11 protein-coding genes and 1 tRNA gene are annotated in these 14,334 nt (G+C 45.1%); 6 read left to right on the top strand and 6 right to left on the bottom strand.

The window, feature by feature from the left end; all coding sequences use genetic code 11:
- The 3 genes from K2Y18_09790 to K2Y18_09780 form a co-directional block, all read left to right on the top strand.
- Positions 1-810 (top strand): UbiA family prenyltransferase (locus K2Y18_09790; GenBank protein ID MBX9806022.1); only part of this gene is annotated, 810 nt, incomplete at its 5' end.
- Positions 810-2,675: a hypothetical protein gene (locus K2Y18_09785; GenBank protein ID MBX9806021.1), complete on the top strand. Its 1,866-nt coding sequence runs from the start codon at positions 810-812 to the stop codon at positions 2,673-2,675. The genes K2Y18_09790 and K2Y18_09785, both read left to right, overlap by 1 nt.
- A 3-nt stretch (positions 2,676-2,678) precedes the next feature.
- The gene (locus tag K2Y18_09780) at positions 2,679-3,272 is read left to right on the top strand and encodes a class I SAM-dependent methyltransferase (GenBank protein MBX9806020.1); all 594 of its coding nucleotides are present in this window, start codon (positions 2,679-2,681) and stop codon (positions 3,270-3,272) included.
- A gap of 8 nt (positions 3,273-3,280) precedes the next feature.
- Here the strand turns inward: K2Y18_09780 and K2Y18_09775 are convergent, their stop codons facing one another.
- Positions 3,281-4,282, bottom strand: coding sequence for a GNAT family N-acetyltransferase (locus K2Y18_09775; protein ID MBX9806019.1), 1,002 nt, complete (start codon positions 4,280-4,282; stop codon positions 3,281-3,283).
- A gap of 179 nt (positions 4,283-4,461) precedes the next feature.
- Here K2Y18_09775 and gap point away from each other — a divergent pair, with 179 nt between their 5' ends.
- Together gap and K2Y18_09765 are read left to right on the top strand one after the other, a co-directional pair.
- Positions 4,462-5,469, top strand: a complete 1,008-nt coding sequence (gene gap / locus K2Y18_09770; protein MBX9806018.1) for a type I glyceraldehyde-3-phosphate dehydrogenase — start codon at positions 4,462-4,464, stop codon at positions 5,467-5,469.
- Between the two features lie 352 nt (positions 5,470-5,821).
- Positions 5,822-8,236 (top strand): PAS-domain containing protein, encoded by a 2,415-nt coding sequence (locus K2Y18_09765; GenBank protein MBX9806017.1) that lies wholly within the window; start codon positions 5,822-5,824, stop codon positions 8,234-8,236.
- Positions 8,237-8,269: 33 nt separating this feature from the next.
- Here the strand turns inward: K2Y18_09765 and K2Y18_09760 are convergent, their stop codons facing one another.
- The 5 genes from K2Y18_09760 to K2Y18_09740 all read right to left on the bottom strand — a co-directional run bounded on the left by K2Y18_09760 (position 8,270) and on the right by K2Y18_09740 (position 12,567).
- Positions 8,270-9,325, bottom strand: coding sequence for an NAD(P)/FAD-dependent oxidoreductase (locus tag K2Y18_09760; GenBank protein ID MBX9806016.1), 1,056 nt, complete (start codon positions 9,323-9,325; stop codon positions 8,270-8,272).
- A 15-nt stretch (positions 9,326-9,340) separates the two neighbouring features.
- Positions 9,341-9,607: a 30S ribosomal protein S20 gene (gene rpsT, locus K2Y18_09755; protein MBX9806015.1), complete on the bottom strand. Its 267-nt coding sequence runs from the start codon at positions 9,605-9,607 to the stop codon at positions 9,341-9,343.
- A 73-nt stretch (positions 9,608-9,680) separates the two neighbouring features.
- On the bottom strand, positions 9,681-9,920 hold the full coding sequence (locus tag K2Y18_09750; protein MBX9806014.1) for a hypothetical protein: 240 nt from the start codon (positions 9,918-9,920) through the stop codon (positions 9,681-9,683).
- A gap of 180 nt (positions 9,921-10,100) precedes the next feature.
- Positions 10,101-12,377 carry an NADP-dependent malic enzyme gene (locus K2Y18_09745; GenBank protein MBX9806013.1) on the bottom strand — a complete coding sequence of 759 codons (2,277 nt, stop codon included), beginning with the start codon at positions 12,375-12,377 and terminating at the stop codon, positions 10,101-10,103.
- 103 nt (positions 12,378-12,480) lie between these two features.
- Positions 12,481-12,567 (bottom strand) — tRNA-Leu (locus K2Y18_09740).
- A 205-nt stretch (positions 12,568-12,772) separates the two neighbouring features.
- On the opposite strand from K2Y18_09740, the gene K2Y18_09735 reads away from it, so the two are divergent.
- On the top strand, positions 12,773-14,323 hold the full coding sequence (locus K2Y18_09735; protein MBX9806012.1) for a hypothetical protein: 1,551 nt from the start codon (positions 12,773-12,775) through the stop codon (positions 14,321-14,323).
- Positions 14,324-14,334 lie beyond the last annotated feature (11 nt).

The following is a 14,334-nucleotide window of genomic DNA, read 5'->3' as shown; positions in this document are numbered from 1 at the left end:
CTTCTCACGAGTCATCATTTGACTTGGGCCACCCTTCTGACGGGGGTTTTAGGGTTCATTTGTTTCTCCCTGGCGGCATCTGCAATTTACTTAATCAATGATATGGTCGATGTGGAGGATGACCGCCACCACCCCGAAAAAAAGAACCGCCCTTTTGCTAAAGGGGATCTTACAATTGATGAGGGTATTTGGTTAAGCTTGATCCTTTTGGGGGCAACATTTTTGTTCTCGCTCCTTTGGCTCCCCGCAGGCCTTTGGGTTCTTGGAGGGTATATTGCCCTTACTTTCCTCTATTCTTTTTCTCTAAAATCCCAGCCAGTGTGGGATGTTTTTTGCTTAAGTACGCTCTATGCTATTCGGGTGCTTTATGGACAAGTCATTAACGCCATAGACTCCTCGTCTTGGCTACTGGCTTTTTGTGTGTTCTTTTTCCTGAGCCTTGCTTTTATGAAGCGTACGGCAGAAATTGAGAAAACGTTGCGCAAAGAACAGCCGCTCATGACTCGACGCGGGTATCAAATTGAGGACGATTCTTTGCTCAAAATTGCTGGGATCAGTTCCGGGCTTTTATCCATTTTGGTTCTTATTCTCTACATCAATTCTAATAAAGTGGCCGCCCTGTATCACCATCCAGACTTTTTATGGGGCGTGGCTTATGTCCTCTTGTTTTGGAAGCTGCGTCTATGGTTGATTGCAACACGCGGGAACATGAATCAAGATCCCGTCATATTTGCTTTGCGAGATCCTGTTTCCTATATCATAGGGGGCTTGGTCATCCTATTTGGGGTTCTGGCGAAAGGCATCGCTTGATGGGGTTGGTAAATCAACAAGTTCTCGTCAAAATTCTGCTTCTTCTTGTCATCTATTTGGCGCATGGGCGCCCCTTCGAAGGCCTCATTGATTATATTTTTTGTGTCCTTGTGGCTTATCTGCTTTTGTTCGGTATTATGCGGGATCGGGCAAAACCGATTTTAGCAATCTTCGGGCTTATGTTACTTGGGCTTGGGCACTTCATGCCTCAGCTTGCGATTCCTGAACAGTCGCGTTTCTTAATGGATGAGAAGCAACATCTGATATCACCGGGGGAATTTTTGAAAGCTCCCTCAAAACTTCCATTTTCTCAGACAGCAGATGGTTATGGGCAAGGCTTTAAAGATAAGCGGTTAGTGAAAACCATTGATATTGATGAAGGTATTTTGTCCTTGCGCAGTGGATGGATCAATCGGCCTGAATATAATTTCTTTTCGCTCGTAAGTCCCTATGTGCGAAAGGCTTTGCCGTTTGTCGTCACTTATGAGATTACGCCCCAAATGGTGGGGATGACCTTGAATGTTGAAGGATTCTTTACGCTTGATTTTCCCTCCAAGCGACAAGGTACCATAAAGCCTCCTGAGGGTGCACAAAAGATGATTCTATCCCTTCAGGACATTCATACAGGAGCCATTCTTTATGGATTCGGGGGGCAATGGGATGAAGGTGGCCTCCATAATCTAAAAATTGGACTTGAAAAATCGACTGTCTATAAATTTTATGATATCGCTCGATATGCGAGTTTCGTGTTTGGTCTTGGGTTCCTCTTTTTTGGGCTGTTCACAATCCGTCCGACTCTAGAGTTTCGTATACAATCAGCCCTGTTATTTCTATCTGGCCTTTCGTTATGGCTTAGTCATGCCAAGATGTTTCGATGGGGGATCCTTGCGCGAGGTGGAATGGATGGCATCATTCATGATGGATTTCCTTATCAGATGTTGGAAAAATGGGCGGTCGGGGAGTGGGGGGCAGCGCTCTTCTCTCCAGAACGCGTGTTTTATTTTATGCCGGGTATGCGCTATGTGCGTTTTAGCGAAATGCTTCTTTTTGGAGATGCCTACATCTTCCAATTTTGCCTGCTTACTTTTGTGCCCCTTATTTTCTATAGATTCTTTTCTTTATTTTTAAAGCGCATTGTCGCAGTTACCTTAACCCTTTTGACTTTTGTCTCCTTGTTTAACTGGATAGGACTGAGTCTTAAGTTGTACGTCAACTCTATGCTAGATCTCTATGGAGAGGGGGTCGCTTACGCTTTACTCTTTATTTCTCTCACACTGTTAATAAAACGTATTCAAAATGTAGGGTGGGGGTTCGTTGCCTTTTTCCTTCTGACAATCAGCATGTCAATACGACCAAATCTGGCTATCTTCGTTGGGATTCTTGCAGCCCTCCATCTTTTTACAACGACATTTTCCCCTATGCCTTGGATGTCTCGATTTATGATGTTGTTTGGTTTGAGCCCTATACTTTTGATCCCCATCCATAATATTTTGGGAGGAGAGTTTCTCCTGCTTTCAAAGGCATCCCAAATCCCAGAAAATTTACCTCTTTCTCCAATTTTATACTATCAAGCGATAAGCTATCTTTTCGGGTTGAACGAGTCCTTTCAAGAATCGGCACGCTTCTCGGAACATTTTCAAGGGACTATTCATTATGGAATCGCTTGGTTGGGATGTCTTTACTTAAGCGTTAAAGGACATTCATCTGTGGTTCGAGTGATTGCACTCGCAACCTTTGGGGGCATTTCAGTTCACTTCTTCTGTTGGCCAGATCTTCGTTATCTCAACCCGTATATGACGATAGCTTTGGTTCTGGGCCTTAGTCAAATACAGCGGTTTCGTGCTAAAGAGATGGGGGTGTCTTAAAATATGTTGAGTTTTTTGGACCGCGTGAAGGTTAAATTTCGTCATTGGATCATGCCGCAAGAGGCATTGATTCAGCTTGCTGCTCCTTATCCTTGTGTTTTGGACATTGGATGTGGTCTTGGAATATTTCTGGTTGAACTCTCTGGCACAGGAAAAATCTTGAAAGGGTTTGAGATTTCCCTGGATGTTGTTAAGAAGGCAAAAATTGTATTGGCGAAGAAGAAAATTAAGGACGTTAAAATTAGTCATTTTAATGGAGATCCGTTGACCTTGGGTGGCTGGGATCAATACGATATCATTTATTTGAATGATGTTTTGCATCATATTCCCCCAGACAATCAAGCCGAGTTTTTAAAGAAGATATATACCAAAATGCGCAAAGGGGCGCGATTTGTTCTAAAAGACATTGATGCTTCGAGTCCCCTTGTCGTTTTCAATAAGCTCCATGACTTGCTGTTGAATCGTCAATATCCCCATGAACAGTCAATGGCCCAGTGTCGTTCTTGGTGTCAAGATATGGGCTTTCAAATTGAAGAAGTTGTTTTGATTCGCAAGTTGGTTTATCCCCACTTTATTTTGGTAATGACCAAGGTTTGAGACAGAGCTTATAATTCTTTTCTCAGATAGATTTTTGACATAGAGCCTTCATTGTTATAGCCCAAGAATTTATAAAAATCGTGACTACCGTCTCTTTTTCGACAGGTACCATCGATCATGTCGATGACCTTTCCATTATTTTCACGAGCAAACTGTTCGGCTGCCTGCATTAATTTTCTCTTCACGCTCAAATCATGCTGTTTTGCATCAACAATCATTCCTTCTATTCGACATCTCTTTCCTTCTGATAAAAACAGGTCATAAATGACAAACGCGATGAATCCAACCACTGATTTACCTTTTGTGGCTACTAAAATGTGGTGGTTTGGTTTATCCACATAAGTTTGGATTCGAACAACGAAGCGGGGGTCGTTTGTGAGGGAACCCATTTGTTCCATCAAATTTAAAATCTCTTGGGTATCGTCGAGGGTAGCATTGCGGAGTTGTATTTTATTGGGCAGGAGTTTCTGATTGGCAACGATTTTTTGAGTTAACGTTATGGGAATCTTTTTGGCAAGATTATTTTCTTCCAATCGCCTTCTCAAGAGACGGCTTTTCATCCATTTTTTAAAGGCAATGTCTTGAGCACGCTCTTTGGATTCTAACCCATCAAAATGTTCGTTGGAACGGGTAAGATTCCAGGTGCATTCCCAGATAGGTGAAATGGTTGCTTTCAGTTTTGGATTATAAAGTTCCCCTTTCTTATTAGAGTACCATTGGTGACGTACGGACATAATTTTCCATACATGTATTTTACGGTGGACAAATTGGTATATATCACAAGCTTGCTCAATTACCTTCATTGTGAATTCAGATGTTTTGCCCAAAGTCAGTGACGAAAGATCGAAGATTTTTGAGACGATTACAGTCATAAAAACATAAGTTTTCTTTGCAAACAATATTGTGGGTCTAAGAAAACGATCCAATTCAAGTAGGGCTCTCGGCAATACTTCTTGAACTTTTTTAATGTACACTTGAGAGTTTTCGAGTATATTTTCTACAGATATCATAGATAAAACCTCAACTTAAGAGCATTTACAATTCAGCCAATGATTAAGAGTAATATGTATGTGAATATTTTACAAACCTCTTTTATGTTATTGTTGGATGGGGTATTGCGTAAATTGGTGACCAGCGTATAATCCTCATCAAAGAGGTGGGTATCAGCGAAAAAAAAAGAGGAAATAAGATGGCCATTAAAGTTGCAATAAATGGGTTTGGACGTATTGGGCGGATGGTTTTGCGGGCGCTTGTCGAAAGTGGTCGCAAAGACATTCATGTGGTAGCCATCAATGATTTGGGTTCCATTCATGATAATGCCCACATGCTGAAATATGATTCCGTTCATGGTCGTTTTCCAGGAACCGTGACAACGTCCGCTGATTCTTTGGATGTCGGCTCTGGCCCCATAAATGTGTTTGCGGAGCCTAACCCAGAAAAGTTACCGTGGGCGTCTCTCGGGGTTGATATCGTCATGGAATGTTCAGGTTTCTTTACAGAAAGAAGTGCAGCCGCAAAGCATCTGACGGCGGGGGCTAAGCGCGTATTGATTTCAGCACCCGCAGTAGGGGCTGATATAACGGTTGTTTACGGGGTAAACCATGCCAATATTATGGCCGAGCACTTGGTTGTTTCAAATGGCTCGTGCACCACAAACTGCCTGGCGCCGGTGGCGGATGTTCTCCATCAAGGGATTGGGATTGATGTTGGTTATATGACGACGATTCATTCCTATACAGGGGATCAACGATTGGTGGACACTCTTCACAAAGATCTTCATCGGGCTCGCGCAGCTGCCATGTCCATGATACCGACCTCAACAGGGGCTGCCAAAGCCTTAGGGTTAGTGTTGCCAGATCTTCAAGGAAAACTAGATGGATGTGCCATTCGAGTGCCGTCGCCCAATGTCTCCCTCATCGATTTTACTTTTACGGCGAAACGCTCGACTACCACTGATGAAATTAACTTACTTATGACCGAAGCTGCAAATGGCAGACTCAAAGGCGTTCTGGATGTAAACTCAGAGCCTCTTGTATCTGTCGATTTTAACCATCATCCCGCAAGTTCTATTTTTGATGTTGGACAAACTCAAGTCATTGGCGACAAATTCTGCCGAATACTGTCTTGGTATGACAACGAGTGGGGGTTTGCTAATCGCATGAGTGATGTGGCAATTGTTATGGGGAAGACGCTTTAAATAGGGTGAGTCTAGATGACCTTATTCACGAAAAATCCCTTGATCGTCACTGCAAACCCCCATGCAACCCTTTAGGGTCGAGGGGAGAAGCAATCCATGGGCAACAAGAGTGATATAGATTCACTATGAGCTCTTGAGAATGCATGATATAGGTTGTCCTTTGCCCCTCGATTGCCTTGTAACGCTTGCAATGACGACTTAATTAGTTGTGTTTTATAAACACACTGAGATGAGTTTTCTTTGGATAGTATATCTGTCCTCATCCCTCCCTCCCTTTTACCTTTCCGAACTTACAAAATACCTGCTAAAATTTTAACAAGCAGGGTCTTATAACCAAAGGGCGGTCTCACTCGTGATTAATTGGCTTGTAACAACTTCCCCTCTCTTAAATTGGTTTGAGTTGCTTGGGCTCATCTTGGGCATTCTTGGCATCATTGGTTTGCCAGTGATGACCTACATGCGTCGTTTATATGATCAGCACCTGCTTATTTCCCAAGAGCGAGATGATTTGGGGAAAATTTTGGAAGGGATTCCAGAAGCCCGCTGTTGGTGGCGGGAATCAGAGTCTCGTGTCCATTGTTCGAAGTCTTTTGCAGGGTTGTTGGGACTTAATCTTGAACATCCCATCGAAGTTGTGGATGTCACTAATCAGTTTGATTACCACTCAGCTTTTATTCTTGACCAAGCTCTTCACACAGTTCTTGAAAAGGGGGAGAACTTTACAGAAAAGTTGACCCTTCTTGACCAGAAAACCCTTGTGCAAGTAGAAGGCATCCGAATCCTACAAAAGGATCAAAAGCTGATTGTTTTGTCCGTGATTGACATTACGGATCGGGCATTTGAAACACAAAGGTTAAATGATGAAGTCAAATCTTTAAGGGCCGAACACGAAATGCTGCAAGCGATGATCGACGTTGTTCCGGTGGCCTTGTGGTACCGCAATGCTGAGAACCAAGTTATCTTTTGCAATAAAGCTTATGCGGGAGCCGTAGAGAGTGAACCAGCGCAAGTTGCCAAAGATCATAAGGAATTGATTGAAAAATCGCGCAGCACCAGCCCTCATCATCTTGCCCTTAAGGTTCGAAACACAGGTCAGAGCAGTAGTCAGCGAGGACATATTGTCATCGATGGTTTCCGTCGTCTCATTGAAATGACGGAAGTTGCCCATGAGGAAGGCGCCACCGTTGGCTATGCGCTGGATCTGACGGATGGGGAGGAAATGGCGGCAGATCTTGCCAAACACATTCAAGCACACCAAGAAGTCCTTCATCAACTCTCAACCCCGATTGCTGTATTTGGGGCCGATACGCGCCTCGAATTCTTTAACAATGCCTATACAAAATTGTTCGGTTATGAAGAGGCCTGGCTTCACACGAAACCGACCTTTGCAGATGTCTTACAAGACATGCGAGAGCGGCGTAAATTGCCTGAATATCCAGATTTCCAGGCTTTCAAGCGCGGGCGATTGCAGCTGTTTAAAACGTTGTTGCAGCCCATCCAAGAACTGATTCACCAACCGGATGATCAGATATTGCGCCTCCTCATTGCTCCACATCCTTTGGGGGGACTCCTATATATGTATGACGATGTGACCGATAAGTTAGCCTTGGAGCGTCGATACAACACGCTGATTGCGGTTCAAAAAGAAACACTGGATCACTTGTATGAAGGGATTGTTGTGTTGGGCAGCGACAGTCGCTTGCGTCTCAGCAATCCAGCGGCTGCCCGTATCTGGCAGGTGAATGCTCAAGATATCACTGCGGGCCGTCATGCCACCGAGATATTGGCTCTCATTCGCCCCTCCTTTTCCAAAGAGGAAGAATGGCATGAGTTTCAGACGCGCCTCTTAACCATTATCAACCATCGGGTACCTAAAACGGGTCGTTTCAGTCGGGCAGATAAAACGATGATCCAGTATGCCTATGTTCCGTTGCCGGATGGTTCGCATCTGCTCAGTTTCATTGATGTTTCTGATCGTTGGCGTTTTGAGCAAGCCTTGCAAGAGCGCAACCAAGCACTGGAGCAAGCGGATCGGATTAAGTCAGACTTCTTATCCCATGTGTCTTATGAACTTCGGGCGCCCTTGAATACGGTCATTGGATTTTCTGAGATTCTCATCAACCAGTACTTTGGAAATTTGAACGAGCGACAGCTCGATTATTGTCGCGGGATTGTGGATTCAGCGCAGCGGTTGTTGGCGCTCATCAATGACATCTTGGATTTGGCCAGCATTGAGGCAGGGCAAATGACGCTGACCCAACAGCCGGTGAATCTCGACACATTTTTGTCCAGTGTTGTGGGATTGGTGTATAACCGCTCCCATGATCAGGGGCTGGAGATTTCTCACAAAAATGAGTCGGAGATTCAAACTTTCGTGGGAGATGAACGTCGCTTGAAACAAGCGGTCTTCAATCTTTTAAGTAACGCCATTAAATATACGCCTTCTGGTGGTCGTATTGAACTCAAAGCTTTCACAAAAGATCAGGGAGATCTCAATGGAGGCAAAGAGCTTTGCTTGTCCGTTCATGACACCGGCGTTGGCATCAGCGATGAAGATCGCGCCCGCATCTTTAAACTTTTTGAGAGAGGCCCCAACTATCCGAAGTCAAAAAACATCGGCGCTGGACTTGGGCTTTCCCTTGTGAAGAGCCTCATTGAGCTCCATGGAGGTGACATTAACATTGACTCCACCCAAGGGGTTGGGACGACTATTACCTGCACGGTACCCTTAGTGGAGGGTGGGGATGAAAGGGATGTGAATTCATAAGGAAATGACCGCAAAGCCAAGGTTCATACCCCTTTACGCCGCTGTCGCAGCCTCTTTTGCTGCCATAGGCAGGCCTTTTGTGGTGGAATATTCGAAGTGTAAGACTTCTTCGGGATAGAGGAATCGGCGAATCGCATGGGCACTTTGAGCGCCTTCTGCAAAGCCATTCAAAATCAGCTTCAATTTATGAGGATAGGTTGCAATGTCGCCGATGGCATAGATGCCAGGGCGGTTGGTTGCGCCCGTTGCGGGATCAATGGTGATATGATGATTATCAAGGTTAAGGCCCCATTCGGCAATAGGCCCTAAGTTCATGGACAAACCAAAAAAGGGAAGCAGTACGTCAGCGTTGAGCTCTTTGGTGTCGCCTTCGAGAGATTGCACGATCACTTTTGAAAGCTGTCCATTTTCTCCTCTTAAACCATGGAGTTGATAAGGAATAACCATATCAATAACACCCGCATCCGCAAGGGCTTTGAGACGGGCTTCACTCTCAGGCGCTGCCCGGAATTTGGGACGGCGATGCACAACAGAAACGCGGGACGCCACTTCACTTAACGAAATGGCCCAATCAACCGCAGAATCTCCGCCACCGGCAATAACAATATTTTTATCGCGATAAGATTCGCGGGAGCCCACATAATAATGAACGCTCGTTCCTTCAAAGGCTTCAATACCTGGCAACGGCGGGCGATTCGGGCCAAAGGCGCCAACGCCGGCGGCAATAATGATGGTGCGCGTGCGAATTCGGGTGCCCTTAGACGTTTCAATAATCCAGCTTTTGCCGGCATCGTCATCCGGAGTGATGTTTGTGACTTGTTGGCCGAGGTGATAGGTCGGGTTGAACGGCTCAATTTGCTGGCGCAAATTATCGATCAGTTCTTCACCGGTGATTTGTGGGTGAGCGGGAATGTCGTAAATAGGCTTTTCGGGGTAAAGGGCTGCACATTGACCGCCAATCATATCCAGCGCATCAATGACATGGCAAATCAACTTCAGCATGCCACACTCAAACACGGCAAACAAACCGGTCGGGCCAGCGCCAATAATGACGACGTCTGTAGAATGATGGGCTGAGGGAGTCGACATAATCTCTTAAGGGCTTTAGGCCGTTAAGGCTTTCACTCGTTTTGTCAGGCGAGAAACTTTGCGAGCCGCTGTATTCTTATGCATTGTGCCCTTGGTGACACCGCGCATGATTTCTGATTCAGCTTCGCGCATCGCGCCGACGATTTCCTTTTTGTTGCCTTCTTCAAGAAGGGACTCTACTTTTTTAACAAAAGTCCTAACGCGGCTGACGCGTGTCCGATTTTGTTCCGTACGTGTTGCAATCTGTCGAATTGCTTTCTTTGAGGATGTATGATTGGCCATAATTCACCTTTTTCTCTAAAATAATATATCGTTTGACTAGTATATACCTGAAATCCTTCTCAAGCGTCAATCTTTATATGCCATCATTCTCTTTATCTTTAGCCTCAGTCTCTGTTTCTGTCTCGGTCTTATCCGCTTCTGGTCTAACCTCTTGAGCGTTAATTCCTATAACTTGACCATGTTCCATAAATAGCCTTGCCGTAAATGAATTTTCCTGATTGAGCATAATCGGCATAGAATAAGAGTGATCCGTTTCTTCCAAGAATTTTTCTCTTGTCTGATGAATTTTTGAAACCTCAGGCTCCCCTATCATATTAATGACTTGAGATGCTGTTTCTTTTCTTTAGAGTCAGGAATACTACAGCTAAAAAATACCATATTAAAGTTTTCATTCAGGGCAGGGTCGTAATAAAGGGTTGATAAATGGAGTCCCCCTGTAAAGTAAATAAAGCTATCATTTATTCGTAAAAGAGGGGTAGAAGTGCTACGCCTCCTACCCTCGCTTGGATTCCGCATCCACCACGGCCAAGGCAGCCATATTGACGATACCCCGTGGGGTGACGGAAGGCGTCATGATGTGAACCGGCTTTGGGCAGCCCATGAGAATGGGCCCGACGGTCAGCGCATTCCAAAGGGATTTTGCCATGTTAAAGGCAATATTAGCCGAATCAATGCACGGCATAATCAAGAGGTTGGCTTCACCTAACAGCTTGGAGTTTGGAAAGATGTTTTGACGAATGGGGCTCGAGAGAGCCGCATCCGCATGCATTTCTCCTTCAACCTCAAGATCGGGGGCATTTTTTTGAAGCCACGCGGTAGCCAAGCGCATTTTAACGGCGGCTTCTGTTGTGCCGGCCCCAAAACTGGAATGGGAGAGAAGGGCGACTTTCGGCTTAATGCCAAAGCAGCGGACCTGGTCTGCCGCCATCAAGGTCATTTGGCAGATCTGCTCGAGGGTTGGGTTTGGATTGACATAAGGATCACAAATAAACAACACTCCGTCTTCCCGGATCAAAACCCCTAAGGCCGCAAAGACTTTGTCGCTCTCTAGATTAGAATCAAACATTTGGCGGATGTGGCCGAGATGGATATGGTACCGGCCGATTGCCCCACACAGCATCGTATCAGCATCGCCAAGGTGGACGGTCAACGCACCGATAATCGTTGGACTGGTTCGCGTTAAAATACGCGCAACATCCGGAGAAATGCCTTTGCGCTCCATGAGTTCATGATAGGCATGCCAATAACTGCTGTAACGGTTATCTTTGTTTGGATCGATGATCTCAAAATCTTCGCCTTCTTTCACGCGCAAACTTAATCGCTTGAGGCGTTTTTCAATCACCGCGGGTCGACCGATCAGAATCGGCTTAGCAATGCCTTCATCCACCAGAATCTGAACCGCACGAAGGACACGCATATCTTCCCCTTCCACAAAGGCGACGCGCTTCGGGTTGGCTTTGGCTTTTTGGAAGATGGGTTTCATAACCATGGCAGAGCGGTACACATACTCACTCATTTTCTGACGATAGGCCTCAAGATCAGCCAGGGGCCGTGTCGCCACGCCCGTGTCCATGGCGGCCTTGGCCACCACCGGCGCAATCTCCATGATGAGTCGTGGATCAAAAGGTTTGGGAATAATATAAGTGGGGCCAAAGTTTTGAATTTCTCCCCCATAAGCACTCGTTGCCACATCAGACCCTTCCGCATGGGCAAGGTTGGCAATGGCTTTAACACACGCAATCTTCATTTCTTGATTGATGGTGGTCGCCCCAACATCGAGTGCGCCTCGGAAGATGAAAGGGAAACACAAGACGTTATTGACCTGGTTTGGGTAGTCGGTGCGTCCCGTGGCCATAATGGCGTCGGGGCGGACTTCATGAACAATTTCGGGTAAGATCTCAGGATCTGGATTTGCCAATGCCAAAATCAAAGGATTTGGCGCCATGGGCTTAATCATATCACCACTCACCACATTGCCAGCGGATAAGCCCAAGAATATATCCGCATCCTTCAGGCATTGCGCCAATGTCCGGTGGGGGGTATCCGCCGCATAGCGACGCTTGCTCTCATCCATATCATCTTTGCGGTCTTTATGAATCGCCCCTTCGCGATCGCATAAGATCACATTCTTTGGTGCTAAACCTAAGGCAACCAGCAGATCTAAACACGCAATTGCAGCTGCCCCAGCACCAGACGTCACCAGTCGCACTGCGGAGATGTTTTTATTGACGAGCTTCAAGCCATTCAGAATTGCTGCAGCCACAATAATGGCGGTGCCATGTTGATCATCATGAAAGACGGGAATTTTCATCCGTTCGTGGAGTTTTTTCTCAATATAAAAGCATTCAGGGGCTTTGATATCTTCCAGGTTGATCCCCCCAAATGTGGGCTCTAACGCGGCGATCATGTCCACTAACTTGTCCGGATCGTTCTCATTAATTTCAAGGTCAAACACATCAATGCCCGCAAACTTCTTAAACAGAACCGCTTTTCCTTCCATGACAGGCTTCGCAGCCAAAGGTCCAATGTTCCCGAGGCCAAGAACGGCTGTGCCATTGGAGATCACGGCAATGAGATTGCTGCGGGAAGTCAGCGTCGCTGCTTCAGCTGGATCTTCCGCAATTGCCCGACTCGCAGCCGCAACACCCGGGGAATAAGCAAGTGCCAAATCCCGTTGATCCGCTAACGGTTTTGTGGGATGTATGGAGAGTTTACCAGGGGTAGGATATCGGTGATAGTCAAGGGAGTCCTTGTAAATATCCGGCTTTATGGGTTTTTGCTCTTGAGTCAAATTCCGGGACCACTTTCGAAAAAGGTGTTGATTTTAAGGTTCGACAAAATATCCATACTACAAATTTGATCATAATGAGAAATGGTGCGGTCGAGAAGACTCGAACTTCCACGATGTTTCCACCACAGCCACCTCAAGGCTGCGCGTCTACCAATTCCGCCACGACCGCATCTTTGTCATTTATGAGCTTCCTCATTTCAATACCAGATCGGCGAAACGGGTTCAAGAAGAATACGCATTCCAGGGGAATCAATGAGGTCCATAAATTGACGTTTGAATCAGATTTCCCTTCATTAATTGAGTTGACAAAAGAGATGTTATATATAATATTATCCTTCCACATACTTAAAATATGAATATAAAGAAGATAATAAATGAAGAAACTCATTGCTTTGTTTTTAGTTATTACTTTTGGTTTTTTAAATCCAACTCTGTCTGCAGAAAAATTAGAGCGCCGAGAAGACACTTACGCGAGAACTGACACTCGAAACTGGAGTTTTCCTTTAAAAGAACTTGCGGGAAGTGCTGTGTTTTATGTTGCTTCTTCAGTTCTAACAGGCGATTTGGAAAATATTGCGACAGCTTTCAGTACTGGACTGCTCTGTGATGGTGGTGTTCGATTGGGTCAAAACATTCTTGAATATTTTTATGAAAAAACTCAAAGCAGAAAGCCCATTCCAAATAAAAAGCAAAAACTACATGAACAGGTTGGTCAAGCGCGTCGCGTTGTTAGTCAGATTGGTCGAGTCGTGAATTTATCTGTAAATGTCTATATGCTTTACCTTCTTGTAGCCGGCGAAAGAACCGTTCAAGGATTTGTGCTGACCGAAGTTGGATATCCTCTAATGATCGGCATTATTACTGCCGGAACAGCTTACAACGTCAATGAAATTCTCTATACCAAAAATACGGGTCGTACGCGCAATGATCGACCTATTGCGAGATTTGCAAATGGATTGAGCCAGGTATTGCTGGGTGCGTACTTTGCAACCAAACACAAAAATGGCTCTTATATTAACTCACTTTCTAACGCATTCGACAAAGTGATGAAAATAGATGGTTTTAGAGATAGGCCTGACTTAATTGCTTCTTGGTATAAGAATAAACGTCTGGCTATACAAATATATGGAGGTGCCGGGGCGACTTCTTGGAGCTGGGCAAGGTATCGGTTTTTACAAATGCATGGAGATTTTGAGGCGACATTAGGTATTATCCAAACGGTCCGGAATACGGTTGGATATTTCAGCCAATCTTTAAGAGCAGAAATTAAAGAAATTCAAAAGAAATCTGGAGGGGTTGCAAGACCTAAAGCTAAAAGGGGGCAAGCCCCAAAGACTTCAACACCCTGTGAACCGGTTGCTCAACCAGTTCAGTCAGGCCAACCTCAGAATCGAAGTCAAAATTCAGCGCAAGGTGAACAGAAACCCAAATCTAAAACAAAAGTAAAGACGAGACCCGCGGATGGGGGAGTCTCTCATCCACTTATACATGAAGCTGACGATGAGGAAGAAGAGCCAGAACAGACTAAGAGGGATGTCCAACGGTTGGAAGCTTTAGAAAAAATCATGAATTTGAGTCGTCAAAAAGTTCTTGACGCTGCTGTCGTTGAAGAAGAAATTAATGCAGTTTTAAGGTTTTATCCAACAGCAAGAAGTGAAAATCTCGGTCATAACATGAAGTCAATCACGTTGAGTTTCCCAAATGGTGCAACACACCAAGTGAAGTACGAAGCTGCTCATAATCAAAGAGGAGAATACCAAGGGGATCGCAAAGATCGTGTCTTGGATGCCTTGCTTGTTTGTTATTTATCTGGTTGGAAAGAAGACAAAATCAAAGAATTTATGGATCGCCATGGTAGAATGAATTTTTGGAATGTCCCCAATTTTCTTGTTCGTATCTTGTGGGAACGTGGTGAAATTGAATGAACTTGAGGGTG

The organism is Alphaproteobacteria bacterium (genome assembly GCA_019746225.1).
Classification (GTDB): Bacteria; Pseudomonadota; Alphaproteobacteria; order Paracaedibacterales; family VGCI01; genus VGCI01.
The sequence above is the reverse complement of the archived record's forward strand: the minus strand, read 5'-3'. Positions and strand labels throughout refer to the sequence as shown.